At 69.8% G+C, this 24,205-nt stretch carries 17 protein-coding genes, 1 tRNA gene and 1 pseudogene; 10 read left to right on the top strand and 9 right to left on the bottom strand.

What is annotated here, in order from left to right; genetic code table 11:
* Positions 1-110: 110 nt before the first annotated feature.
* The 7 genes from ACIRQH_RS30115 (at position 111) to ACIRQH_RS30085 (ending at position 10,149) form a co-directional block, all read left to right on the top strand.
* Positions 111-2,390, top strand: a complete 2,280-nt coding sequence (locus tag ACIRQH_RS30115; protein WP_358817030.1) for an FdhF/YdeP family oxidoreductase — start codon at positions 111-113, stop codon at positions 2,388-2,390.
* A 61-nt stretch (positions 2,391-2,451) separates the two neighbouring features.
* The gene (locus ACIRQH_RS30110; RefSeq protein ID WP_266612847.1) at positions 2,452-2,913 is read left to right on the top strand and encodes a PaaI family thioesterase; all 462 of its coding nucleotides are present in this window, start codon (positions 2,452-2,454) and stop codon (positions 2,911-2,913) included.
* Positions 2,914-4,181: 1,268 nt separating this feature from the next.
* On the top strand, positions 4,182-5,390 hold the full coding sequence (locus ACIRQH_RS30105; protein WP_358817102.1) for a branched-chain amino acid ABC transporter substrate-binding protein: 1,209 nt from the start codon (positions 4,182-4,184) through the stop codon (positions 5,388-5,390).
* A 190-nt stretch (positions 5,391-5,580) separates the two neighbouring features.
* Positions 5,581-6,513: a branched-chain amino acid ABC transporter permease gene (locus ACIRQH_RS30100; RefSeq protein WP_358817029.1), complete on the top strand. Its 933-nt coding sequence runs from the start codon at positions 5,581-5,583 to the stop codon at positions 6,511-6,513.
* Positions 6,514-6,518: 5 nt separating this feature from the next.
* Complete coding sequence (locus ACIRQH_RS30095; RefSeq protein WP_404227801.1) at positions 6,519-8,300, top strand: branched-chain amino acid ABC transporter permease; 1,782 nt, start codon at positions 6,519-6,521, stop codon at positions 8,298-8,300.
* A 5-nt stretch (positions 8,301-8,305) separates the two neighbouring features.
* The gene (locus tag ACIRQH_RS30090; protein ID WP_404227798.1) at positions 8,306-9,436 is read left to right on the top strand and encodes an ABC transporter ATP-binding protein; all 1,131 of its coding nucleotides are present in this window, start codon (positions 8,306-8,308) and stop codon (positions 9,434-9,436) included.
* Positions 9,433-10,149 (top strand): ABC transporter ATP-binding protein, encoded by a 717-nt coding sequence (locus ACIRQH_RS30085; protein ID WP_388875168.1) that lies wholly within the window; start codon positions 9,433-9,435, stop codon positions 10,147-10,149. Before ACIRQH_RS30090 ends, ACIRQH_RS30085 begins: the two co-directional genes overlap by 4 nt.
* 84 nt (positions 10,150-10,233) lie before the next feature.
* Here the strand turns inward: ACIRQH_RS30085 and ACIRQH_RS30080 are convergent, their stop codons facing one another.
* Positions 10,234-10,890: an ANTAR domain-containing response regulator gene (locus tag ACIRQH_RS30080; protein WP_404227795.1), complete on the bottom strand. Its 657-nt coding sequence runs from the start codon at positions 10,888-10,890 to the stop codon at positions 10,234-10,236.
* 99 nt (positions 10,891-10,989) lie between these two features.
* Between ACIRQH_RS30080 and ACIRQH_RS30075 the strand changes: the two genes are divergently transcribed.
* Positions 10,990-11,062: transfer RNA gene (locus ACIRQH_RS30075), tRNA-Leu, on the top strand.
* Positions 11,063-11,168: 106 nt separating this feature from the next.
* Positions 11,169-11,945 (top strand): transcriptional regulator, encoded by a 777-nt coding sequence (locus ACIRQH_RS30070; RefSeq protein WP_388934936.1) that lies wholly within the window; start codon positions 11,169-11,171, stop codon positions 11,943-11,945.
* A 56-nt stretch (positions 11,946-12,001) separates the two neighbouring features.
* On the opposite strand, the gene pyk is transcribed toward ACIRQH_RS30070, so the two are convergent.
* Both pyk and ACIRQH_RS30060 read right to left on the bottom strand, forming a co-directional pair.
* Complete coding sequence (pyk, locus tag ACIRQH_RS30065) at positions 12,002-13,438, bottom strand: pyruvate kinase (protein WP_358817023.1); 1,437 nt, start codon at positions 13,436-13,438, stop codon at positions 12,002-12,004.
* Positions 13,439-13,702: 264 nt separating this feature from the next.
* Positions 13,703-14,407, bottom strand: a complete 705-nt coding sequence (locus ACIRQH_RS30060; protein WP_358817022.1) for an SIMPL domain-containing protein — start codon at positions 14,405-14,407, stop codon at positions 13,703-13,705.
* 139 nt (positions 14,408-14,546) lie between these two features.
* On the opposite strand from ACIRQH_RS30060, the gene ACIRQH_RS30055 reads away from it, so the two are divergent.
* Positions 14,547-16,352 carry a 5'-nucleotidase C-terminal domain-containing protein gene (locus tag ACIRQH_RS30055; RefSeq protein ID WP_404227791.1) on the top strand — a complete coding sequence of 602 codons (1,806 nt, stop codon included), beginning with the start codon at positions 14,547-14,549 and terminating at the stop codon, positions 16,350-16,352.
* Positions 16,353-16,450: 98 nt separating this feature from the next.
* Here ACIRQH_RS30055 and ACIRQH_RS30050 read toward each other — a convergent pair whose 3' ends face one another.
* From ACIRQH_RS30050 to ACIRQH_RS30025, 6 genes and pseudogenes are all read right to left on the bottom strand, one after another.
* Positions 16,451-17,872: a lysine N(6)-hydroxylase/L-ornithine N(5)-oxygenase family protein gene (locus ACIRQH_RS30050; protein WP_404227789.1), complete on the bottom strand. Its 1,422-nt coding sequence runs from the start codon at positions 17,870-17,872 to the stop codon at positions 16,451-16,453.
* Positions 17,869-19,233 (bottom strand): pyridoxal phosphate-dependent decarboxylase family protein, encoded by a 1,365-nt coding sequence (locus tag ACIRQH_RS30045; RefSeq protein WP_388934941.1) that lies wholly within the window; start codon positions 19,231-19,233, stop codon positions 17,869-17,871. Before ACIRQH_RS30045 ends, ACIRQH_RS30050 begins: the two co-directional genes overlap by 4 nt.
* 269 nt (positions 19,234-19,502) lie before the next feature.
* Complete coding sequence (pepN, locus tag ACIRQH_RS30040) at positions 19,503-21,995, bottom strand: aminopeptidase N (RefSeq protein WP_404227786.1); 2,493 nt, start codon at positions 21,993-21,995, stop codon at positions 19,503-19,505.
* Between the two features lie 84 nt (positions 21,996-22,079).
* Positions 22,080-22,621: pseudogene (locus ACIRQH_RS30035) on the bottom strand (two-component system response regulator).
* Positions 22,622-22,925: 304 nt separating this feature from the next.
* A complete protein-coding gene (locus ACIRQH_RS30030; RefSeq protein ID WP_164371601.1) occupies positions 22,926-23,270 on the bottom strand; it encodes a chorismate mutase in 345 nt (114 codons plus the stop codon).
* An 11-nt stretch (positions 23,271-23,281) separates the two neighbouring features.
* Positions 23,282-24,166, bottom strand: a complete 885-nt coding sequence (locus tag ACIRQH_RS30025) for a helix-turn-helix domain-containing protein (protein WP_404227784.1) — start codon at positions 24,164-24,166, stop codon at positions 23,282-23,284.
* Positions 24,167-24,205 lie beyond the last annotated feature (39 nt).

The raw sequence follows: 24,205 nt of genomic DNA, 5'->3' as shown, positions 1-24,205 counted from the left end.
CCCGACCGGAAATCCCCCGGCCCGCCAGCTTCGCCTCCGACAACGCGTGCGAGGATCGACGGGCTACCAGGAGACGCACACCGAGGTGCGCACGCGAAGGGGGTCCAGCGATGGCCAGCAAGCCGCCGGCCGGCGATCCGGTCCAGGACGCGCCGCAGGTCACCGAGCCGAAGCACGCCGCGGCCGGGCTGCCCGCCATCGGACACACGCTGCGCATCGCCCAGCAGCAGATGGGTGTCCGCCGCACCGCGCTCACCCTGCTCCGCGTCAACCAGAAGGACGGCTTCGACTGCCCGGGCTGCGCCTGGCCCGAGCCCGCCCACCGGCACACCGCGGAGTTCTGCGAGAACGGCGCGAAGGCGGTCGCCGAGGAGGCCACCCTGCGCCGGGTCACCCCGGACTTCTTCGCCGCGCACCCCGTCTCCGACCTCGCCGGCCGCAGCGGCTACTGGCTCGGCCAGCAGGGCCGCCTCACCCGTCCCATGTACCTGCCCGAGGGCGGCGACCACTACGAGCCGGTCGACTGGCAGCGCGCCTTCGACATCATCGCCGGGGAGCTGAAGGACCTCGCCTCCCCCGACGAGGCCGTCTTCTACACCTCGGGCCGCACCAGCAACGAGGCCGCGTTCCTCTACCAGCTGTTCGCCCGCGAGCTCGGCACGAACAACCTGCCCGACTGCTCGAACATGTGCCACGAGTCGTCGGGCTCCGCCCTCTCCGAGACCATCGGCGTCGGCAAGGGCAGCGTCCTGCTCGACGACCTCTACCAGGCCGACCTGATCATCGTCGCCGGCCAGAACCCCGGCACGAACCACCCGCGCATGCTCTCCGCCCTGGAGAAGGCCAAGACCAACGGCGCGAGGATCATCACGGTCAACCCGCTGCCCGAAGCGGGCATGGAGCGCTTCAAGAACCCGCAGACCCCCCAGGGCATGCTCAAGGGCGCCGCGCTCACCGACCTCTTCCTGCAGATCCGTCTCGGCGGCGACCAGGCCCTCTTCCGCCTGCTCAACAAGCTGATCCTCGCCACCGAGGGCGCCGTCGACGAGACGTTCGTCGCGGAACACACCCACGGATTCGAGGAGTTCGCCGAGGCCGCCCGGGCCGCCGACTGGGACGAGACGCTCACCGCGACCGGCCTCACCCGCGACAGCATCGACGAGGCCCTGAAGATGGTCCTCGCCTCGAAGCGCACCATCGTCTGCTGGGCGATGGGCCTCACCCAGCACAAGCACTCCGTGCCGACCATCCGCGAGGTCGTCAACTTCCTCCTGCTGCGGGGCAACATCGGCCGCACCGGCGCCGGTGTCTGCCCGGTGCGCGGCCACTCGAACGTGCAGGGCGACCGCACGATGGGCATCTTCGAACGCCCCGCGCCCGCCTTCCTCGACGCCCTGCAGAAGGAGTTCGGCTTCGCCCCGCCCCGCGAACACGGCTACGACGTCGTCCGGGCCATCCGCGCCCTGCGCGACGGCGAGGCCAAGGTCTTCTTCGCCATGGGCGGCAACTTCGTCTCCGCCTCCCCCGACACCGACGTCACCGAGGCGGCCATGCGGCGCGCCCGGCTGACCGTCCACGTCTCCACGAAGCTGAACCGTTCGCACGTCGTCACCGGCGCGCGCGCCCTCATCCTGCCGACCCTCGGGCGCACCGAACGCGACCTCCAGGGCAGCGGCGAGCAGTTCGTGACCGTCGAGGACTCCATGGGCATGGTGCACGCCTCCCGGGGCCGCCTGGAGCCCGCCAGTGCGCACCTGCTGTCCGAGCCGGCCATCGTGGCCCGCCTGGCACGCCAGGTCCTCGGCGAGGGCAGCGGCACCCCCTGGGAGGAGTTCGAGAAGGACTACGCGAGCATCCGCGACCGCATCGCGCGCGTGATCCCCGGCTTCGAGGACTTCAACGCGCGCGTGGCCGATCCCGCGGGCTTCGCGCTCCCCCACGCCCCGCGCGACGAGCGGCGCTTCACGACGGCCACCGGCAAGGCGAACTTCACGGCGGCGCCCGTCGAGTACCCCGAGCTTCCCGCGGGCCGCCTGCTGCTGCAGACCCTGCGCTCACACGACCAGTACAACACCACCATCTACGGACTCGACGACCGATACCGGGGCATAAAGAACGGCCGCCGCGTCGTCCTCGTCAACCCCGACGACGCCCGCGAACTGAAGATCGCCGACGGCTCGTACGTCGACCTCGTCGGCGAGTGGAAGGACGGCGTGGATCGGCGCGCGCCCGGCTTCCGCGTCGTGCTCTACCCGACCGCCCGGGGCTGCGCGGCCGCCTACTACCCGGAGACCAACGTGCTGGTCCCCCTCGACGCCACCGCCGACACCAGCAACACCCCTGCCAGCAAGTCCGTGGTCGTCCGTCTGGAACAATCGGCAGCCGACTGAGCGTTCGCTCAGCGAGGGCGATCCACGACGCAGTGGTCCACGACGAACGGAGCAGGACCCGATGGGCGAACAGCACACCCCGACGTTCCCGCAAGAGGTCATCGACGAGTACGCGGCGCTCGGCGTCGACCTGCCCGCCCTCTTCTCCGCGGGCCATCTCGGCAACCGCATGGGCGTCCAGATCGTCGAGGCCTCCGCCGACCGCGTCGTCGGCACGATGCCCGTCGAAGGCAACACCCAGCCCTACGGTCTGCTCCACGGCGGCGCCTCCGCGGTCCTCGCCGAGACCATCGGCTCCGTCGGCGCCATGCTCCACGGCGGCATCACCAAGATCGCCGTCGGCGTCGACCTGAACTGCACCCACCACCGAGGCGTCCGCTCCGGCCTCGTCACCGGCGTCGCCACCCCCGTCCACCGCGGACGCACCTCGGCGACGTACGAGATCGTCATCACCGACGAGGACGGCAAGCGCGTGTGCAGCGCCCGCCTGACCTGCATCCTCAAGGACGCACCCCAGAGCTGACCCCCCGGCCCCGCCGGGCCCCGGGCCAGGGGCCGGCGGGCGCCGACGTGAGACGGCCGCGGTACAGAGCCGCGGCCTCCCTCGGACCGGCGCGCCCCGGCCCGGACATGAACCCCCGGACCCCTTCCGACTCCAACTGCCGCATCCCCGGGCCCATTGACCGCGCGTTCCGCTCCGGCTCGGCGTCGGACGTGCCCGGCATCGGGCCCGGCATCGGGCCCGTCGGGCCGTACCCCCGGACGCGGCCGGCAGCACCCGCCCGGCGACCTGCCGACGTCGAACCCCCCACGCCTCGGCGCGCGTTGGGCCGGGCTCCCGCGCGCGCACCGGCGCCCTGCCCGGGCCCTGGCCGCCGTCGCGACCGCAACCACCGGCTGCCTCACCCCGTGGCCCGCTCCCGGCCCCGCCGCGCCGAACCCCGGCCGGTGGGCCGCCGGCGTCACCGCCCCGCACCACAGGGGCCGCGGCCCCCAACCCACTTCGTACCGCTCCGAAGTCGGCGTCGCCCGCGCGCAGGCCCCGTCACCGTCCGCCAAGTCGAAGCCGCACACCCCGAGTTGGCCGCCACCCCCACGCCCCGGCTGCCACGGACAGTGAGGGCGGGCGCGCGCCGCCCGATCACCGTCCGTATCCCCGTATACGGGTGCGCCGTCCTCGCGCCGGGCCCTCGACCTCCCCCGCCTCGACCTGCTCCTCGGCAACAGGACCGCACAGCAACAGCAAAGCTCTCTCTCCGGCGGCGCCCACGCCCGCGACCCGTGGAGCGACCTGCACGCCCTCCATCACCCCAACCCGCCCTCCCCCGTCCCCACTTCACCCGGACGAGGAGCCCCGAACGATCTCACACGGCAGTAACACTCGGTTACCTCTGCCGTAACGAAGCAATGCGCGCACCGCGAGCCGCCGCACCTCACGTCCCCGACAGGACTCCGCCCCGACACCTCCCCCACACCTGCCGCCCCCCGCCACGAACCCGGATCAGGGCGTTCTCACCATGCGAACACGCAGTCACCACCGACCCGCACACCGAAATGCTCCGATCGTCCGCCCCACACCCGCGAGAGCACCCCCCGCATAACAAGAGCGTCACAGCCTTCCCCACGCTCCTGCCCACTCCCCCTACCTGCGCTTATAGTCACGGCCAGTCACCGCGCCGCCGGGCGCGTCTACTGCACGGCCCTGCTTCACCCAGTACGGCCCGGCGAGACACACGGCCCCCACCCTGGGGTGCCGCGCCAGGGAGAGGATTCAACGTGCGACAGCGTTCCATGGTCATACTCACCGCCGTGCTCACTACGGGAGCACTCACGCTGACCGCCTGCGGCTCGCGCGACGACAACGGCGACAGCAAGGACAGCGGCAAGAAGACCGAGATCATCATCGGCGTCGACGCGCCGCTGACCGGCCAGAACTCGGCCACCGGCCTCGGCATCCAGGGTGGCGTCCAGATCGCCGTCAACGACGCCAACAAGAACAACACCGTGCCCGGCGTGACCTTCAAGGTCCAGGCTCTCGACGACAAGGCCATCCCGGCCCAGGGGCAGTCGAACGCCACCGCGCTCGTCCAGAACGACAAGGTTCTCGGCGTCGTCGGCCCGCTCAACTCCGGTGTCGCCACCCAGATGCAGCAGGTCTTCGCCACCGCCAACCTGGTCGAGATCTCGCCGTCCAACACGGCCCCCGAGCTGACGCAGGGCAAGAACTGGCAGACCTCCAAGTCCCGCCCGTTCAAGACCTACTTCCGCACCGCCACCACCGACGCCCTCCAGGGCGGCTTCGCGGCCGACTACGCGTACAACACCCTGAAGAAGCGCAAGGTGTTCGTGGTCGACGACAAGCAGACCTACGGCGCCGGCCTGGCCAAGCTCTTCAAGGCCGGCTTCACCAAGTCCGGCGGCAAGGTCGCGGGCGAGGACCACGTCAACACCGGCGACACGGACTTCTCGGCCCTCGTCACCAAGATCAAGAACTCCAAGGCCGACCTCGTCTACTACGGCGGCCAGTACGACGAGTCCGAGAAGCTCACCAAGCAGCTCAAGGACGGCGGCGCGAAGGTCCCGCTGTTCGGCGGCGACGGCATGTTCAGCGACACCTACATCCAGACCGCAGGCAAGTCCTCCGCCGGTGACCTCGTCACCTCGGTCGGCCAGCCCGTCGACTCCCTGGCCTCCGCCGCCGACTTCATCAAGAAGTACAAGGCCTCCGGCCTCAAGGGCGACTACGGCACGTACGGCGGCTACTCCTACGACGCCGCCACCGCCATCATCAAGGCGATCGGCGCCGTCGTGAAGGACGGAAAGGTCCCGGACGAGGCCCGCGCCAAGATCGTCGCCGAGGTCCAGAAGACCAAGTTCGACGGCATCGCCGGCCCCGTCTCGTTCGACGAGTACGGCGACACCACCAACAAGCAGCTCACCGTCTACCAGGTCGTCGACGGCAAGTGGAAGGCCGTGAAGAGCGGCACGTTCAACGGCTGATCCGCACCACCCCGGGCCACCAGGCGGTTCGGTCACCAAGGGCCACGGCCCGACCGAACCGCCGACCCGGTCCACACCACCGGGACAGGCCCTCAGCACCACCCCTGGGCCGCGCGGCCATGACCACACGTCACCGCGCGGCCCGATCCATACGCCCTGCTCACACTCCCCACCACATGGAGGCCATGCGGTGAACACCCTGCCGCAGCAGCTGGCCAACGGGCTGTTCCTCGGCTCGATGTACGGGCTGATCGCCATCGGTTACACGATGGTGTACGGCATCGTCCAGCTCATCAACTTCGCCCACGGCGAGATCTTCATGACCGGCGGCTTCGGCGCACTCACGGTCTACCTCTACGTTCTGCCCAACGGCACATCCATGTGGATAGCCCTGCCGGCGATGCTGATAGGCGGCGGAATCGTCTCCGTCCTGATCGCCGTCGGGGCCGAACGCTTCGCCTACCGACCACTGCGCGGAGCGCCACGCCTCGCCCCGCTCATCACCGCCATCGGTCTGTCGCTCGCGCTCCAGCAGCTCGTCTTCAACTGGTACCCCGAGGCGAAGAACGACATCACGTTCCCGCAGCTCCCCTTCGGGCCCGTGCACATCGGCTCCGTCAGCATCCAGAGCGGCTCCGTCTTCGTCATCATCGCGGCCCCCCTGTGCATGGCGGCCCTCGCCCTGTTCGTCAGCCTCTCCCGCACCGGCCGCGCCATGCAGGCCACCGCGCAGGACCCTGACACCGCGCAGCTCATGGGCATCGACACCAACCGCATCATCGTCATCGCCTTCGCCATCGGCGGCTTCTTCGCCGCCGTCGCGGCCGTCTCCTACGGACTGCGCTACGGAACCGTCAAGTACGACATGGGCTTCCAGATGGGCCTCAAGGCCTTCACCGCAGCCGTCCTCGGCGGCATCGGCAACATCTACGGAGCCATGATCGGCGGCCTCGTCCTCGGCCTCGCCGAGACCATGGCCACCAGCTACATCGACGGCATCCCCGGCATGCAGCAGCTCGGCGGCGGCGGCTGGTCGTCCGTCTGGGCGTTCGTACTCCTCATCCTCGTACTGCTGTTCAGGCCACAAGGCCTCATCGGCGAACGCGTCGCGGACAGGGCGTGAGCACCATGGCAACCACCGACACCACCACCCCTGAGCGCGGCCTCGTCGCGCTCCCCGCGACCGCCGCGCGCGCCCTCGTCGCCATCGGCGCCGTCGCCACCATCGCCAGCACCTTCATGTCCTGGACCTACACGTCCGACTTCCCCGGGGACCTCACCTACTACGGCTCCCCGGCCGGACTCCAGATCCTCGACCTCGTCGCCGGCGTCCTGACCCTCCTGTTCGCGCTCACCCTCTTCGGTGTCCGCGGCCTCGGCTGGCTCAACCCGGCGAACGCCACCCAGCCCGTCCTCCTCGCCACCGCGTCCGCGTTCGCCGTCAGCTGGTTCAGCGCGATCGCCATCGCCGTCGACCTCAAAGGCCTCGTCGCCCTCGACCCCGGCGCCTACGTCGCCGCCGTCGGCTCGGCCATCGCCCTGGTCGGCGCCCTCGCGCTCCCCAAGCCCGGTGACACCTTCAAGGACTTCGTCACCAAGCCCGGACGCATCCCCCCGGCCGCCCAGCTCCCCGCCTGGGGCGAACGCCTCGTCATCACCGCCGCCACCGCCCTCGCGCTGATCGTCTTTGCGTACGGCGTCGGCGTCGACCCCGACGCGAGCGAAACGTTCCTGGGCTACATCCTCCTGGTCGTCTTCGGCACCTGGTCCCTGTTCACCGCCGGACTGTTCGACCGCTTCGCCCAGCTCAACGCCGGCCACAAGGGATTCGCCACCTCCATGGCCTTCCTCGCGGCAGCCCTCTTCCCCTTCGTCGAGAACAACGAGCACAACTCGAACCTCGGCGTGAACATCCTCGTCGTCGGCACCGTCGCCCTCGGCCTCAACATCGTCGTCGGCCTCACCGGACTCCTCGACCTCGGATACGTCGCCTTCCTCGGCGTCGGCGCCTACGCGGCCGCCCTCGTCTCCGGCTCCGAGTTCTCCCGCTTCGCCGGCGTCCAGTTCCCCTTCTGGGCCGCCATGCTCACCGGCATGCTCGCGTCGCTCGTCTTCGGCGTCCTCATCGGCGCCCCCACCCTGCGCCTGCGCGGCGACTACCTCGCCATCGTGACCCTGGGCTTCGGAGAGATCTTCCGCATCACCGTCAACAACCTCGACGGGACCTCCGGCCCCAACCTCACCAACGGCCCCAACGGCATCTCCATGATCCCGGACCTCAACATCTTCGGGTTCAACTTCGGAAGCAAGCACGACATCGGCGGATTCGCCCTCGGCCGCTTCGCGAACTACTTCCTGCTGATGCTGCTCATCACCGCGCTCGTCGTCCTCGTCTTCAACCGCGCCGCCGACTCCCGGATCGGCCGCTCCTGGATCGCCATCCGCGAGGACGAGACCGCCGCCACCGCCATGGGCATCAACGGCTTCCGCGTCAAGCTCATCGCCTTCGCCCTCGGCGCCTCCCTCGCCGGCCTCGCCGGAACGGTCAGCGCCCACGTCGGCTACAGCGTCAACCCGGCCCCGTACCAGTTCGCCGGCTCCGTGCCCCCGAACTCCGCGTTCCTCCTCGCCGCCGTCGTCCTCGGCGGCATGGGCACCGTGAACGGACCGATCCTCGGCGCCACCCTCCTCTACATGCTCCCCGAGAAGCTCAGCTTCCTGAAGGAGTACCAGCTCCTCGCCTTCGGCATCGCGCTCGTCCTCCTCATGCGCTTCCGCCCCGAAGGCATCATCGCCAACCGCCGCCGCCAACTCGAGTTCCACGAGAGCGACGACACCGACAAGGCCGTCCACATCCCCGAACAAGGCCTGCCCGACTCCACCGTCGGCGTCACCAAGGCAGGGGCGTAACCATCATGACCACCACCACAGCCCCCAGCCCCGTCCTCGAAGCCACCGGCGTCACCATGCGCTTCGGCGGCCTCACCGCCGTCCGCAACGTCGACCTCACCGTCAACGCCGGAGAGATCGTCGGCCTCATCGGCCCCAACGGCGCGGGCAAGACCACCTTCTTCAACTGCCTCACCGGCCTCTACGTCCCCACCGAGGGCAAAGTCGCCTACAAGGGCACCGTCCTGCCCCCCAAGCCCCACCTCGTCACCAGCGCCGGCATCGCCCGCACCTTCCAGAACATCCGGCTCTTCGCCAACATGACCGTCCTGGAAAACGTGCTCGTCGGCCGCCACACCCGCACCAAGGAAGGCCTCTGGTCCGCCCTCCTGCGCGGCCCCGGCTTCCGCAAGGCCGAAGCGACCTCCCGCGAACGCGCCATGGAACTGCTGGAGTTCATCGGCCTCGAACACAAAGCCGACCACCTCTCCCGCAACCTCCCCTACGGCGAACAGCGCAAGCTCGAGATCGCCCGCGCCATGGCCAGCGAGCCCGGCCTGCTCCTCCTCGACGAGCCCACCGCCGGCATGAACCCGCAGGAAACCCGCGCCACCGAAGACCTCGTCTTCGCCATCCGCGACCGCGGCATCGCCGTCCTCGTCATCGAGCACGACATGCGCTTCATCTTCAACCTCAGCGACCGCGTCGCCTGCCTCGTCCAGGGCGAAAAGCTCGTCGAAGGCACCTCCGAAGTCGTCCAGGGTGACGAACGCGTCATCGCCGCCTACCTCGGCACCCCCTTCGAAGGCGCCCCCGGCGACGAAGAGCTCGCCGAGGTCGAAGCAGCCGAAGCCGCCGGAGCCGCCCCCGCCACGACGGCCACCCCGGTCACCCCGGTCACCGAGGCAGCGGACACCACCCCGGCCGCGGAACCGACGGAGCCGACGGAAGCAGCAGCGGAAACCGAGACCCCGGCAACCACCGAGGCCACGGAGACCCCCGCCACGCACACGGCGCACGACACCGACGCCACCGCCGAAGCCGCCCCGGCCGAAGAAACGCCCGCCGCTCCCGAAGCCCCCGCCGTCACCCCGGCCGACGCCGACGAGCCCGACGCGCACGGCAGCAGCACCAGCAAGGAAGGAAACGCCTCGTGACCGCACTGCTCGAGGTCGAAGACCTCAAGGTCGCCTACGGCAAGATCGAAGCCGTCAAGGGCATCTCCTTCAGCGTCGAAGCAGGCCAGATCGTCACCCTCATCGGCACCAACGGCGCCGGCAAGACGACCACCCTGCGCACCCTCTCCGGGCTCCTCAAGCCCAGCGGAGGCCGCATCACCTTCGACGGCAAACCCCTCGCCAGCGTCCCCGCCCACAAGATCGTCGCCCTCGGACTCGCCCACTCCCCCGAGGGACGCCACATCTTCCCCCGCCTCACCATCGCGGAGAACCTCCAGCTCGGAGCCTTCCTCCGCACCGACAAGGCAGGCATCGAGAAGGACATCCAGCGCGCCTACGACCTCTTCCCCATCCTCGGGGAACGCCGCAAGCAGGCCGCCGGAACCCTCTCCGGCGGCGAACAGCAGATGCTCGCCATGGGCCGCGCCCTCATGTCCCAGCCCAAACTGCTCATGCTCGACGAACCCTCCATGGGCCTCTCCCCGATCATGATGCAGAAGATCCTCGCCACCATCGCCGAACTCAAGGCGTCCGGCACGACCATCCTCCTCGTCGAGCAGAACGCCCAGGCCGCGCTCTCCCTCGCCGACCAGGGACACGTCATGGAGGTCGGCAACATCGTCCTCTCCGGCACCGGACAGGACCTCCTGCACGACGAGTCCGTCCGCAAGGCCTACCTCGGCGAGGACTAGTCCCACGCGGCCCCGCCGCACACACGGAGAGGCCCGCACCCTCGGGGGGTGCGGGCCTCTCCGTACGCTCGACGACCGCGCGGACTAGTCCTTCGACGCCTTCTTCTCCTCGGCGTCCTGGATGACCGCCTCCGCCACCTGCTGCATCGACATCCGACGGTCCATCGACGTCTTCTGGATCCAGCGGAACGCCGCGGGCTCGGTCAGCCCGTACTGCGTCTGCAGCACCGACTTCGCCCGGTCCACCAGCTTCCGGGTCTCCAGCCGCTGCGTGAGATCCGCGATCTCCTGCTCCAGCGCCTTCAGCTCCGTGAACCGCGACACCGCCATCTCGATCGCCGGCACCACGTCACTCTTGCTGAACGGCTTCACCAGGTACGCCATCGCACCCGCGTCGCGGGCCCGCTCGACGAGGTCGCGCTGAGAGAACGCGGTGAGCATCAGCACCGGAGCGATGGACTCCGCCGCGATCTTCTCCGCCGCGGAGATGCCGTCGAGCTTGGGCATCTTCACGTCGAGGATCACGAGGTCCGGCCTGTGCTCACGAGCCAGCTCGACGGCCTGCTCGCCGTCACCGGCCTCACCCACGACGCTGTACCCCTCTTCCTCCAGCATCTCCTTCAGGTCGAGACGGATCAGCGCCTCGTCCTCGGCGATGACGACACGGGTCGTCAGCGGAGGCACGTGCGACTTGTCGTCGTCGGGCGCGTCTACGGGCTGGGGCGACTCGGGGGCGGTCACGGGGGCTCCTCGTTCAGGGCGGGACTGCTGACAAGAGCCTACCTAGCTGCGGTAAGGTGAGGGCACGGCGGGTGATCGCTACCCTTTGTTTCAGAGGAAGCCCCGGTAGCCCAGCGGTAGAGGCCATGGATTCAAAACCCATCCAGCGTCGGTTCGAATCCGACTCGGGGCACTTTTCCTTGGATGTCAAGGTTGCTTCATGAAAGCGGATGTTCCCATTCTGGTGAACATCCGCTTTTTGCTGCGTGTCGTTCATTCCGCGTCCGCAGAGTGGCCACATGTACGACGTGGGGACACGCAAGCGAGCTCTGGCACTCGTCGCGCAGGGGCGCAGCCTCAATTCGGTGAGCAAGGAGACCGGCGTCTCCCGGGCTTCGATCCGCTCCTGGCAGTCACGTATTGAGCCTCTGAGCGGCAACCGCTCACAGTCGTGCCCCAGATGCCGGGCCACCCCTGAACCACCGGACGATCCCGACGCCTACGCGTACCTGCTGGGCCTCTATCTCGGAGACGGCTGCATCAGCGCCCACCGACGAGGTGTCCATTTCCTGCGCATCGCGTGCGCCGACGCGTGGCCCGGGCTCATCGAGGCCTGTGTGTCGGCGATGCAACTCGTGCGCCCGGACAACAAGGTCTGCCGCGTCCGGAGCCAGGGCTGCCAGTACGTCACCTGCTCCAGCAAGCACTGGCCCTGCCTGTTCCCCCAGCACGGCCCCGGTAAGAAGCACGATCGCAAGATCACCCTGGAGCCCTGGCAGCAACGCATCGTCGATGACCACCCCTGGGACTTCGTCCGAGGCCTGATCCACTCCGACGGCTGCCGCATCACCAACTGGACGACCCGACTCGTCGGTGGCGAGGCCAAGCGCTACGAGTATCCCCGGTACTTCTTCACCAACAAGTCCGACGACATCAGGCAGTTGTTCACCGACACCCTGGACAACCTCGGCATCGGCTGGACCCACTGCACCCGCCACGGAAACCCGTACAACATCTCGGTCGCCAAGAAGGCCTCCGTAGCCCTCATGGACCTCCACATCGGCCCCAAATACTGACCTCCACACCGAAAAGGGCCCCTCTGGCGGCTCGGAGGGGCCCGGTGTGGTGGGGGTTACTTGGGGCTGTCGTCCTCGCCGATGTGGTGGACGCGGACGAGGTTCGTGGAGCCGGAGACTCCGGGCGGGGAGCCGGCGGTGATCACGACGATGTCGCCCTTGGCGCAGCGCCCGTATTTGAGGAGGAGTTCGTCGACCTGGTCGACCATGGCGTCGGTGGAGTCGACGTGGGGGCCGAGGAAGGTCTCGACGCCCCAGGTGAGGTTGAGCTGGGAGCGGGTGGCGGGGGTGGGGGTGAAGGCGAGGAGGGGGATGGGTGAGCGGTAGCGGGAGAGGCGGCGGACGGTGTCGCCGGACTGGGTGAAGGCGACGAGGAATTTGGCGCCGAGGAAGTCGCCCATCTCTGCTGCGGCGCGGGCGACGGCTCCGCCTTGGGTGCGGGGTTTGTTGCGGTCGGTGAGGGGTGGGAGGCCCTTGGCGAGGATGTCTTCTTCGGCTGCTTCGACGATGCGGCCCATGGTCTTGACGGTTTCGACGGGGTATTTGCCGACGCTGGTTTCGCCGGAGAGCATGACGGCGTCGGTGCCGTCGATGACGGCGTTGGCGACGTCGGAGGCTTCGGCGCGGGTGGGCCGGGAGTTGTCGATCATCGAGTCGAGCATCTGGGTGGCGACGATGACGGGTTTGGCGTTGCGCTTGGCGAGTTTGATGGCGCGCTTTTGGACGATGGGGACTTGTTCGAGGGGCATTTCGACGCCGAGGTCTCCGCGGGCGACCATGATGCCGTCGAAGGCGGCGACGATGTCGTCGATGTTGTCGACGGCCTGGGGTTTTTCGATCTTCGCGATGACGGGGAGGCGGCGGCCTTCTTCGTCCATGATGCGGTGGACGTCTTCGATGTCGCGTCCGCTGCGGACGAAGGAGAGGGCGATGACGTCGCAGCCGGAGCGGAGGGCCCAGCGGAGGTCTGCTTCGTCCTTGTCGGAGAGTGCGGGGACGGAGACGGCGACGCCGGGGAGGTTGAGGCCTTTGTGGTCGGAGACCATGCCGCCTTCGATGACGGTGGTGTGGACGCGGGGGCCGTCGACGGAGGTGACTTCGAGGGAGACTTTGCCGTCGTCGACGAGGATGCGTTCACCGGGTGTGACGTCGGCGGCGAGTCCGTCGTAGGTGGTTCCGCAGGTCTGGCGGTCGCCTTCGGCGCCTTCTTCGACGGTGATGGTGAAGGTGTCTCCGCGTTCAAGGAGTACGGGGCCTTCGGTGAAGCGGCCGAGTCGGATCTTCGGGCCTTGAAGGTCGGCGAGGATGCCGACGCTGCGGCCGGTCTCGTCGGAGGCCTTGCGGACGCGCTGGTAGCGCTCCTCGTGTTCGGCGTGGGTGCCGTGGCTGAGGTTGAGGCGGGCTACGTCCATTCCGGCTTCGACCAGGGCTTTGATCTGGTCGTACGAGTCGGTGGCGGGGCCCAATGTACAGACGATCTTTGCTCGGCGCATGGTTTGAGCCTAGGCCTTACCGGTGGGTAGGGAATTGGTCGCGCGTGACTGCTCAACAACCTTTGCGTGAAGGGTTATTGACAACTGTTGAATTGTGCGCGGGGGTGCTCTGATGAGCAGTGCCGGGGTCGGGGTGGGGCGGTTTGGGGGTCCGTACGGTCGTTCGGTGGCGGCGGGGTGGATGCGGTTGGTGACGGTGCGTGGCGTGTCAGGGGCGGCGTCGGGGCGCGTCCGGGCCGGCGTCGGGGTGGTGGGCGGCTCGGGTCAGAGCTGGGGTGGGGCCATGGTGAAGCGGGCGTTGACCTGGGCGTGGACGTGCTGGCGTTGGGGTTCGAGGTCGAGGGGGGCGGGCTCGTCGTCGGTGGGGGCGGCGGCGAAGGCTGCGCGTCGGAAGCGGGCGCCGCCGGGTGCGGGGAGGGGTGTGGGCTCGGCTCCGATGTCGGCGAGTTCGAGGAGGGCGGTGAGGGTGGTGCCGAGGGCCTCGGCGTATTCGCGGGCGCGTCGGACGGCTTCGCGGACGGCTTCCTGGCGGGCGGCGCGGTGGGTGGGTGAGTCGGGGCGGAGGTCCCACCAGGGTCCGTCGACGCGGGTGAGGTCGAGGTCGGCGAGGGCGGTGGTGAGGTCGCCGAGGGCGGTGAAGTCGTTGAGTTCGGCGGTGATGTGGACGTGGCCGTGGTGGGTGCGGACGCGTTCGCCGCGGCCGTGTCGGCCGAGTTCGGGGGTGATGGAGAAGTGGCCGGTTTCGAGGTGTTCGACGGCGTCGCCGTGGGTTTTGACGAGGTCGAGGGCAAGGGTGTTGCGGCGGGTGAGGTCGGCGAGGGCTTCTCTGCGGTCCTTGCCGCGGGCGGTGACGGTGATGCCGATGCGCGCGATCTCGGGGTCGACTTCGAGGTGGGCTTCGCCTCGGACGGCGAGGCGGGGGGCGTCGGGGGTGCCGTAGGGGGCGGCGGTTTCGTTGGTGGGGGTCATGTGTCCCACTCTGTCACCGGGGTGGGGGGCGGGTGATGGGTGCGGGTCATCGGATGGAAACCTTCTGGGTCTGTTGCGGGGGCGGTTGTTGGGCCAGAATCTACGCGCGTCGTTGACCTTTTCTCGAGGAGTTCCGGACATGCCGTTGAACCGTCGTAAGTTCCTGAAGAAGTCCGCCGTGACGGGTGCGGGGGTGGCGTTCGCGGGTGCGGTCGGCGCGCCCGCGGCGCAGGCTGTGGAGGTGAGGAAGGGGCATCGGCCGGTGAAGCGGTACGCGCTGACGGTGATGGGCACGACGGATCTGCACGGGCACGTGTTCAACTGGGACTACTTCAAGGACGCGGAGTACGCGGACGCGGCGGGGAACGCGCAGGGTCTGGCGCGGATCTCGACGCTGGTGAACGCGATCCGCAAGGAGAAGGGCCGCGCCAACACCTTGCTGCTGGACGCGGGTGACACGATCCAGGGCACGCCGTTGACGTACTACTACGCGAAGGTGGATCCGATCACCGCCAAGGGTGGTCCGGTGCATCCGATGGCGCAGGCGATGAACGCGATCGGCTATGACGCGGTGGCGCTCGGGAACCACGAGTTCAACTACGGGATCGAGACGCTGCGGAAGTTCGAGTCGCAGTGCGACTTTCCGCTGCTGGGTGCGAACGCGCTGGACGCGAAGACGCTGAAGCCGGCGTTCCCTCCGTACTTCATGAAGACGTTCCACGTCCATGGGGCGCCGCCGGTGAAGGTGGCGGTGCTGGGGCTGACGAACCCGGGGATCGCGATCTGGGACAAGGCGTACGTGCAGGGGAAGTTGACGTTCCCGGGTCTTGAGGAGCAGGCGGCGAAGTGGGTGCCGAAGCTGCGGTCGATGGGTGCGGACGTGGTCGTGGTGTCGGCGCACTCGGGTGCGTCGGGGACGTCGTCGTACGGTGACCAGGTGCCGTACGTGGAGAACTCGGCGGCGCTGGTTGCGCAGCAGGTGCCGGGGATCGACGCGATTCTGGTGGGTCACGCGCATCTGGAGATCCCTGAGCTGAAGGTGACGAACACGGCGTCGGGGAAGACGGTGGTGTTGTCGGAGCCGTTGGCGTTCGCTGAGCGGATGTCGGTGTTCGACTTCGAGCTGGTCCTCGAGCGGGGCTGCTGGCGGGTCGAGTCGGTGGCGGCGTCGGTGCGGAACACGAACGCGGTGGCGGACGATCCGAAGATCACGCGGTTGTTGAAGGACGAGCACGATGTGGTCGTGGCGTATGTGAACCAGGTGGTGGGGACGGCGACGGAGACGCTGACGACGGTGGAGGCGCGGTACAAGGACGCGCCGATCATCGATCTGATCACCAGGGTGCAGGAGGACGTGGTGCGGGCGGCGTTGGTGGGGACGCAGTATGCGTCGTTGCCGGTGATCGCGCAGGCGTCGCCGTTCTCGCGGACGTCGGAGATCCCTGCGGGGGATGTGACGATCCGGGATCTGTCGAGTCTGTACGTGTATGACAACACGCTGGTGGCCAAGGTGTTGACGGGTGCTCAGGTGCGGGCGTACCTGGAGTATTCGGCGAACTACTTCGTGCGGACGGCGGTGGGTGCGGTGGTCGACACGGAGAAGCTGACGAACGCGAACAGCCGGCCGGACTACAACTACGACTACGTGTCGGGGCTGCGGTACGACATCGACATCGCGCAGGCGGAGGGTTCGCGGATCAAGAACCTGACGTACGAGGGTGCGGCGCTGGACGATGCCCAGCAGTTCGTGTTCGCGGTGAACAACTACCGTGCCAATGGCGGCGGTGCGTTCCCGCATGTGGCGTCGGCGACGGAGGTGTGGTCGGAGTCGACGGAGATCCGGACGCGGATCGCGGAGTGGGTGACGGCGAAGGGGTCGCTGGACCCGGCGGAGTTCGCCTCGGTGGACTGGAAGCTGACGCGTGAGGGCATGCCGGTGTTCTAGTCCGGTGGGTTGGAGTGAGCGGCGTCGGCGCGGTGTTTCGCGTCGGCGCCGTCTCTTTTTTCGTCTGCCGATGAGGGGGTGTGCGGTGTCGACGGGGGTCATCTGCCGTCGATGAGGGGGGTGAGGGTGCGGGTTTCCTTGCGGGCGGCGGGGACGCGGGGGGTGGGTTCGAGGCCGAAGGTGGTGAAGGAGGTGCGTGCGGGGAGGGGGTAGGGGTCTTTGCCGGTGAGGGTGTTGAGGATGGTGGCGCTGCGCCAGGCGGCGAGGCCGAGGTCGGGGGTGCCGACGCCGTGGGTGTGGAGTTCGGCGTTCTGGACGTAGACGTGTCCGGTGACGGCGGGGTCGAGGACGAGGCGGAACTGGTCGTCGATGGTGGGGCGTTCGGCGCTGTCGCGGCGGAGGTAGGGGTCGAGTCCGGCGAGGAGGGGGCCGATGGGGCGTTCGCGGTAGCCGGTGGCGAGGACGACGGCGTCGGTGGTGAGGCGGGTGCGGGCGCCTTGCTGGACGTGTTCGAGGTGGAGTTCGACTTTGGTGGTGGCGACGCGTCCTGCGGTGCGGACGGTGACGGCGGGGGTGAGGACGGCGTCGGGCCAGCCGCCGTGGAGGGTGCGGCGGTAGAGCTCGTCGTGGATGGCGGCGATGGTGTCGGCGTCGATGCCTTTGTGGAGTTGCCATTGGGCGGCGACGAGCCGGTCGCGGACGGGTTCGGTGAGGGCGTGGAAGTAGCGGGTGTAGTCGGGGGTGAAGTGTTCGAGGCCGAGTTTGGAGTACTCCATGGGGGCGAACGCTTCGGTGCGGGCGAGCCAGTGGATCTTCTCGTGTCCGGCGGGGCGGTTGCGGAGGAGGTCGAGGAAGACCTCGGCGCCCGACTGGCCGGCGCCGATGACGGTGATGTGGTCGGCGGTGAGGAACTGTTCGCGGTGTTTGAGGTAGTCGGCGGCGTGGATGACGGGCACGCCGGGGGCGTCGACGAGGGGTTTGAGGGGTTCGGGGATGTGGGGGGCGGTGCCGACGCCGAGGACGATGTTGCGGGTGTAGGAGCGGCCGAGGGCTTCGGCTTCGCCGTCGGTGTCGATCTGGGTGAAGTCGACTTCGAAGACGTCGCGTTCGGGGTTCCAGCGGACGGCGTCGACCTGGTGGGCGAAGCGGAGTCCGGGGAGGTTGTCGGCGACCCAGCGGCAGTAGGCGTCGTATTCGGCGCGCTGGATGTGGAAGCGCTCGGCGAAGTAGAAGGGGAAGAGTCGTTCGCGGGCTTTGAGGTAGTTGAGGAAGGACCAGGGGCTCGCGGGGTCGGCGAGGGTGACCAGGTCGGCGAGGAAGGGGACTTGGAGGGTGGCGCCGTCGATGAGCATGCCGGGGTGCCAGTCGAAGCCGGGGCGTTGTTCGTAGAAGACGGTGTCGAGTTCGGTCAGGGGGTGGGCGAGGGCGGCCAGGGAGAGGTTGAAGGGGCCGATGCCGATGCCGACCAGGTCGCGGGGTGCTTCGGCGGCGGGGCGCGGGGGGTGGGGCGTCGGGCTCATCGGGGGGTGTGTCCTTCCACCAGTTTCAGGAGCGTGGCCAGGTCGCCGGGCCGGGTGTGGGGGTTGAGGAGGGTGGCTTTGAGCCAGCGGCGGCCGTCGAGGGTGGCGCGGCCGAGGACGGCGCGGCCTTCGTCGAGGAGGGTGCGGCGGACGGCGGCGACGGTGTCGTCGGTGGCGCCGGTGGGCCGGAACAGGACGGTGCTGATGGCGGGCCGGTCGTAGAGCTCGAAGCCGGGGTGGGCGGCTATGAGGTCGGCGAGTTCGTGGGCGTGGGCGCAGACCTGGTCGACGAGGGTGCCGATGCCGTCGCGGCCGAGGGTTTTGAGGGTGACGGCGATCTTGAGGACGTCGGGGCGTCGGGTGGTGCGCAGGGAGCGGCCGAGGAGGTCGGGGTGGCCTGCTTCGGTGTCGTCGTCGGCGTTGAGGTAGTCGGCGCGGTGGGCGAGGGGGGTGAGGTCGGCGGGGTCGCGGACGGCGAGGAGTCCGGCGGCGACGGGCTGCCAGCCGAGTTTGTGCAGGTCGAGGGTGACGGTGTGGGCGTGGGTGAGTCCGTCGAGTCGGTGGCGGTGCCGGTCGCTGAGGAGGAGGCCTCCGCCGTAGGCGGCGTCGATGTGGAGGCGGGCGCCGTGGGTGGCGCAGAGGTCGGCGATGTCGGGCAGGGGGTCGATGAGTCCGGCGTCGGTGGTGCCCGCGGTGGCGGCGACGAGGAGGGGGCCGTGGAGTGCGGTGAGGGCGTCGTCGAGGGCGGCGGGGTCGAGGGTGCCGGCGGGTGCGGGGACGACGACGGGTTCGGGGAGGCCGAGGAGCCATGCGGCGCGGTGGAGGGAGTGGTGGGCGTTGGCGCCGCAGACGAGTTGGATGCCGCCGTGGGCTTCGCGGGCGAGGAGGAGGGCGAGTTGGTTGGACTCGGTGCCGCCGGTGGTGACGAGGGCGTCGCTGTGGGGGGTGCCGTAGACCTCGTGGGCGAGGGTGCGGGTGAGGAGTTCTTCGAGTTCGGAGGCGGCCGGTGCCTGGTCCCAGGAGTCGAGGGAGGGGTTGAGGGCGGAGGCGGCGAGGTCGGCTGCGGTGGCGACGGCGAGGGGTGGGCAGTGCAGGTGGGCGGCGCAGAGGGGGTCGGCGGGGTCGGCGGCGCCTTCGGCGAGGGCGCGGACGAGGTCGTGGAGGGCGTTGTCGTCGCCGTGGCGGGGCAGGAGGTCGCCGGCGCGGTCGCGGAGGGTGCGGGCGACGTGTTCGGGTCCGCCGGCGGGGAGGGGGCCGCCGCGTGCGGCGGAGCCTTCGGCGAGGGCGTCGAGGACGGTGTGGAGCAACGGCCGCAGTGCGTCGGGGCCTTCGGGGCCTGAGGCGAGGGGCGGCGTGCTCATGGATGTCCTCCGGTGGACGCGCGGCGGGGTACGTCCCAGCGTGTACGCGTTTCGGGCAGGTGCGCCCGCCAAGGACAACGATTCGACCCAAACGGGGGTACTGCCGTGCGGAGGAAATGTGGGGGACGGAGGGGGGTGCTAGGGGGTGGTGCGGGGCGCGTCGATGCGCCCCGTGACCTTCTGGAGCCTCTCCGCCGTGGCCGTCCCGGGAGCCGGTTCCCCGCCGGTGGAGGGCGGGGAACCGGTGTGCGGTGAGGGGCTGTCGGGGGTCAGGCCCGGCGGACGCGCAGGGCGCGGGCGAGGTCGTCGAGCTGGTCGGTGAGCTTGCGGCGCAGGGCCGGGATGGGGTCGGCGTCGCGCAGGCAGGTCTCGCCGAGGGTGAGGGTGTCGGAGGTGACGGCGTGGGCGGGGAAGGCCCAGCGGCCGGCGGCGTCGGCGATGGCGGGGCCGCGGCGTTCGGCGACGGCGACGGCGTCGGCCCAGTAGCGCTCGACGTACGGGCGGACGAGGTCGGTCTGTTCGGGCTGCCAGAAGCCCTGGGCGGTGGCGGTGAACAGGTAGTTGGAGAGGTCGTCGGTGGCGAACATGGCGTCCCAGGCGGCGCGTTTGGCCTCGGGGTCGGGCAGTGCGGCGCGGCAGCGGGCGGCGCCTTCCTGGCCGGTGGCGCTGGGGTCCTGGACGAGTTCGGCTTCGATGACGGCGTCGTCGACGGCGCCGAGGACGGAGAGCCTGCCGAGGATGCGCCAGCGCAGCTCGGGGTCGAGTTCGGGGCCGCCGGGGACGGTGCCTTCGGAGAACCAGGCGCTGATGGTGTCGGGGTGGGCTGCGACGTCGATGTGGTGGCGTACGGCGATGAGGCGCAGGCCGGGGTGGGAGCCGTCTTCGGTGCGGCGGATGAGGTCGCGGCACAGGTCGGTGAGGGTGGCGAGGGCGGTGGGGCGCTGCTCGGGGCCGAGGAAGCGGTTGGCGACGTGGGTGGCGGCGAAGGTGAGGACGCCTTGGACGAGGGCGAGGTCGCTCTCGTGCGGGAGGTGGGCGCGGGCGGCGTCGATGTAGGCCATGGGGGGCAGTTCGCCGTCGCGTACGGCGTCGCGCAGGGCGTTCCAGACGACGGCGCGGGTGAGGGCGTGCGGGATGCCGGAGAGGGCGGCTTCGACGGTGGTGAAGGACTCGGTGTCGAAGCGGACCTTGGCGTAGCTGAGGTCGGAGTCGTTGAGGAGGAGGAGTGCGGGGCGGGGGCCGGGGGCGGAGTGGGGGGAGTCGCCCTGGGGGACGTCGAGTTCGAAGCGTTCGCGCAGGGTGAGGCGGCGGTCGTCGCCGGGGACGGTGTCGTATGCGCCGACGGCGATGCGGTGGGGGCGGCTGCCGTCGCGGTCGACGGTGAGGTGCCATGTGCCGTCCGCTTCGCGGAGGGTGGGGGTGAGGGTGTCGACGCCGGTGGTGCGCAGCCAGGTCTCGGCCCAGGCGTGGACGTCGCGTTCGGTGGCGGAGGCGAGGTTGTCGATGAAGTCGGCGAGGGTGGCGTTGCCGAACTTGTGGCGGGCGAAGTGGGTGTTGATGCCCGCGAGGAAGTCCTTCTCGCCGAGCCAGGCGACGAGTTGGCGCAGGGCGGAGGCGCCCTTGGCGTAGGAGATGCCGTCGAAGTTGAGCATGGCGGACGCGGTGTCGGGGACGGCGTCCGGGTCGGGGGCGACGGGGTGGGTGGAGGGGCGCTGGTCGGCGTCGTAGCCCCAGGACTTGCGGGCGACGCCGAAGTCGACCCAGGTGTCGGTGAAGCGGGTGGCTTCGGTGAGGGTCTGGTAGCCCATGTACTCGGCGAAGGACTCGTTGAGCCAGATGTCGTCCCACCAGCGCAGGGTGACGAGGTCGCCGAACCACATGTGGGCCATCTCGTGGGCGATGACCATGGCGCGGGTCTGGCGTTCGGTGTCGGTGACGGCGGAGCGGTAGATGAACTCGTCGCGGAAGGTGACGAGTCCGGGGTTCTCCATGGCGCCTGCGTTGAACTCGGGGACGAACGCCTGGTCGTAGGAGTCGAAGGGGTAGGGCTCGTCGAACTTCTCGTGGTAGCGGTCGTAGCAGGCGCGGGTGACGTCGAGGATCTCGTCGGCGTCGGCGTCGAGGTAGGGGGCGAGGGAGCGGCGGCAGTGCAGGCCGAAGGGCAGGCCGGCGTGTTCGGTGCGTACGGAGTGCCAGGGGCCGGCGGCGACGGCCACGAGGTAGGTGGAGATCAGCGGGGTGGGGGCGGCCTTCCAGCGGCCGTCTCCGAGGTGTTCGGTGACGCCGTTGGCGAGGACGGTCCAGCCTTCGGGGGCGGTGACGGTCAGTTCGAAGACGGACTTGAGGTCGGGCTGGTCGAAGGCGGCGAAGACGCGCTGGACGTCTTCCATGAAGAGCTGGGTGTAGAGGTAGGTCTCGCCGTCGGTGGGGTCGGTGAAGCGGTGCATGCCCTCGCCGGTGCGGGAGTAGCGCATGGCGGCGTCGACGCGCAGTTCGTGTTCGCCTGCGGTGAGGCCCTTGAGGGGCAGCCGGTTCTCGTCGAGGGTCTCGGGGTCGAGGGGCCGGCCGTCGAGGGTGACGGAGCGCAGTTCGGCGGGCTTCAGCTCGACGAAGGTGTCCGCGTCGTCGCGGGCGGTGAAGCGGATGACGGTCAGGGAGTCGAAGGTCTCGTCCCCTCGGGTCACGTCGAGTTCGATCCCGTAGTGGTGGACGTCGAGGATCTGGGCACGGGTCTGCGCTTCGTCGCGCGTCAGTACGGACATGGGGACATGCTGCCCGATCGCGTCACCGGGTCACAGAGGTGGTCCCGTTCGTACGCTTTGTCGTCGCCCGGTCACGAGCCGCTGTTACGGCGTACGGCCCTGTTCCATGCGGTCGCCTTCGCGGGCCAAGGGCCGTCGGGGCTGTTCGGGGATGCGGGTGCCGGGGTCGGCGGGGGCCGTGTCGGGGAGGTGTTCCTTGACGAGGGCGCGCAGGTCGCGCAGTTCCCGTTCGAGGTTCTGGTGGCGCTGCTGGGCCTCGTAGAGGTAGCGGACCTTGGTGCGCAGGGCCCAGGGGTCGACGGGTTTCATGAGGAGTCGGCGACGCCGAGGGCGAAGGCGGTGGCGGTGAGTTCGGTGTCGGGGCCGAATCCGGTGAGGAGGATGACGGGGATGTGCTGGGTCTGTTCGACGCGTCGCATGTAGCGGACGACGTCGAGGCCGCTGACGCCGGGCATGCGGACGTCGAGGAGGAGCAGGGCGACCTGTCCGCGCAGGACTTCTTTGAGTGCTTCGTCGCCGCCGGTGGCGCGTCCTACTCGGTAGCCGAGCGGGGACAGTGCGCTTTCCAGGGCGTACAGGGTGTCCTCGTGGTCGTCGACGATGAGGATCTTGGCATCCGACGGCATGGCCCGGCGTCCCTCGTTCGGGCATACCAGCATATGCCCGCGAGGGCGCGATGCGTCGGGCTGTTTCGTGCGGGAGTGCGCGGCGTGCGCGGCGTGCGCGGCGCGTTCCGGGAGAGTGGTTCTCACTCCGGCGTGGAACGCGCGTTTTCGGGGGGCGGTTCCGCTCCGGCGCGGGGTGCGCGCCCGGAGGGTCTCGTTCTCGCTCCGGGGCGGGGTGGGCGCCCGGGGGGCGGCGGTGTCCGCCGGGCGGTGTGTGTGCGCCTCGGGGTTCCGCCCGCTCCGGTTCGTGCCGGTCGTGCCGGTCTCACTCCCCCGGTTCGGGGGTGGTGGTGCCGGCGTCGTCCGCGATGCGTTCGTGGTGGCGGATGACCTCGGCGATGATGAAGGTCAGGAGCTTCTCGGCGAAGGCCGGGTCCAGTTTGGCGTTCTCGGCGAGGCGGCGCAGCCGGGCGATCTGGTGGGCCTCGCGGGAGGGGTCGGCGGGCGGCAGTTGGTGGGCCGCCTTGAGGTGGCCGACCTGCTGGGTGCACTTGAAGCGTTCGGCGAGCATGTGGACGACGGCGGCGTCGATGTTGTCGATGCTGTCGCGCAGCCGGGCGAGTTCCGCGCGGACGGCGGGGTCGGTTTCCTGGGGTTTGCTGGTGGTCATGTGAGCCAACCCTACGTGGCGTGCGGGGGTTCGATCATGGGTGGATCGTCGGGGTCGGGGACGCGGTTGCTCCAGCCGCCGGGGACGGTGCGGCCCTGTTGTTCGCGGAAGCGGACGGGTGGGATGCCGACGCGGCGGGTGAAGAGGCGGGAGAAGTAGGCGGGGTCGTCGTAGCCGACGCGGCGGGCGACGGCGGCGACGGGCAGGTCGGTGGCGGCGAGGAGTTCCTTGGCGCGGCCGAGGCGGATGCCGAGGAGGTAGTCCTTGGGGCTGCAGCCGGCGGCGCGTCGGACGGCGGTGCGCAGTGCGGCGGGGGTCATGCCGTGGCGGGCGGCGTGGTCGGCGACGGACATCGTCCTGAACGCGTCGCGGGCGAGGGCGTGGAGGACTTCGTCGCCGTCGGGGGCGAGGTCGGCGCGGGCGCGGCGCAGGGTGACGAGGAGTTCGTGGACGGCGGCGCCGGTCTCGACCTCCAGGAGGGGGTTGCCGCGGCGGGCGGCCCGGGCGATGCGGGCGACGACGGCGCGGGCGGCCGCGGCGTCGGAGAGGGGGACGACGGGGCGGCCGGGTTCGATGTAGCCGAGTTCGGTGTACGTGGCGGTGGCGGGGCCGGTGAAGTCGACGAAGCACTCGTCCCAGCCGGGGTCGGGGCCGTAGTGGTGGGGGGTGCCGGGGGTGAGCCAGATGAGGGCGGGGGCGGTGACGGGGTGCCGGCGGCCGTCGGGGGTGCGGTACCAGCCGCTGCCGGCGCTGACGACGACGGCGACGTGGTGGTCGAGGGTGCGGGGGCCGACGGGAGGCAGTTCGCCGTGCTGGAGGCCGACGCCGAGGCAGGCGAGGCCGAGCCGGAGGTGGGCGGGCCCGGGGGTGAAATAGCGCATCCAGGTGTGGTACATCCGTTTTCGTCCCGCCCGGTCGTTCCTTTGCGTTGCGTC

The organism is Streptomyces sp. NPDC102279, from assembly GCF_044766365.1.
Taxonomy (GTDB): Bacteria; Actinomycetota; Actinomycetes; order Streptomycetales; family Streptomycetaceae; genus Streptomyces.
The sequence above is the reverse complement of the archived record's forward strand: the minus strand, read 5'-3'. Positions and strand labels throughout refer to the sequence as shown.

Coding starts and splice junctions, on each gene's coding strand:
- pyk (WP_358817023.1), bottom strand. CDS start 13,438: ATGCGCCGAGCAAAGATCGTCTGTACATTGGGCCCCGCCACCGACTCG.
- ACIRQH_RS30025 (WP_404227784.1), bottom strand. CDS start 24,166: ATGTACCACACCTGGATGCGCTATTTCACCCCCGGGCCCGCCCACCTC.
- ACIRQH_RS30095 (WP_404227801.1), top strand. CDS start 6,519: ATGGCAACCACCGACACCACCACCCCTGAGCGCGGCCTCGTCGCGCTC.
- ACIRQH_RS30105 (WP_358817102.1), top strand. CDS start 4,182: ATGGTCATACTCACCGCCGTGCTCACTACGGGAGCACTCACGCTGACC.
- ACIRQH_RS30030 (WP_164371601.1), bottom strand. CDS start 23,270: ATGACCACCAGCAAACCCCAGGAAACCGACCCCGCCGTCCGCGCGGAA.
- ACIRQH_RS30050 (WP_404227789.1), bottom strand. CDS start 17,872: ATGAGCCCGACGCCCCACCCCCCGCGCCCCGCCGCCGAAGCACCCCGC.
- pepN (WP_404227786.1), bottom strand. CDS start 21,995: ATGTCCGTACTGACGCGCGACGAAGCGCAGACCCGTGCCCAGATCCTC.
- ACIRQH_RS30045 (WP_388934941.1), bottom strand. CDS start 19,233: ATGAGCACGCCGCCCCTCGCCTCAGGCCCCGAAGGCCCCGACGCACTG.
- ACIRQH_RS30060 (WP_358817022.1), bottom strand. CDS start 14,407: ATGACCCCCACCAACGAAACCGCCGCCCCCTACGGCACCCCCGACGCC.
- ACIRQH_RS30115 (WP_358817030.1), top strand. CDS start 111: ATGGCCAGCAAGCCGCCGGCCGGCGATCCGGTCCAGGACGCGCCGCAG.
- ACIRQH_RS30110 (WP_266612847.1), top strand. CDS start 2,452: ATGGGCGAACAGCACACCCCGACGTTCCCGCAAGAGGTCATCGACGAG.
- ACIRQH_RS30070 (WP_388934936.1), top strand. CDS start 11,169: ATGTACGACGTGGGGACACGCAAGCGAGCTCTGGCACTCGTCGCGCAG.
- ACIRQH_RS30055 (WP_404227791.1), top strand. CDS start 14,547: ATGCCGTTGAACCGTCGTAAGTTCCTGAAGAAGTCCGCCGTGACGGGT.
- ACIRQH_RS30090 (WP_404227798.1), top strand. CDS start 8,306: ATGACCACCACCACAGCCCCCAGCCCCGTCCTCGAAGCCACCGGCGTC.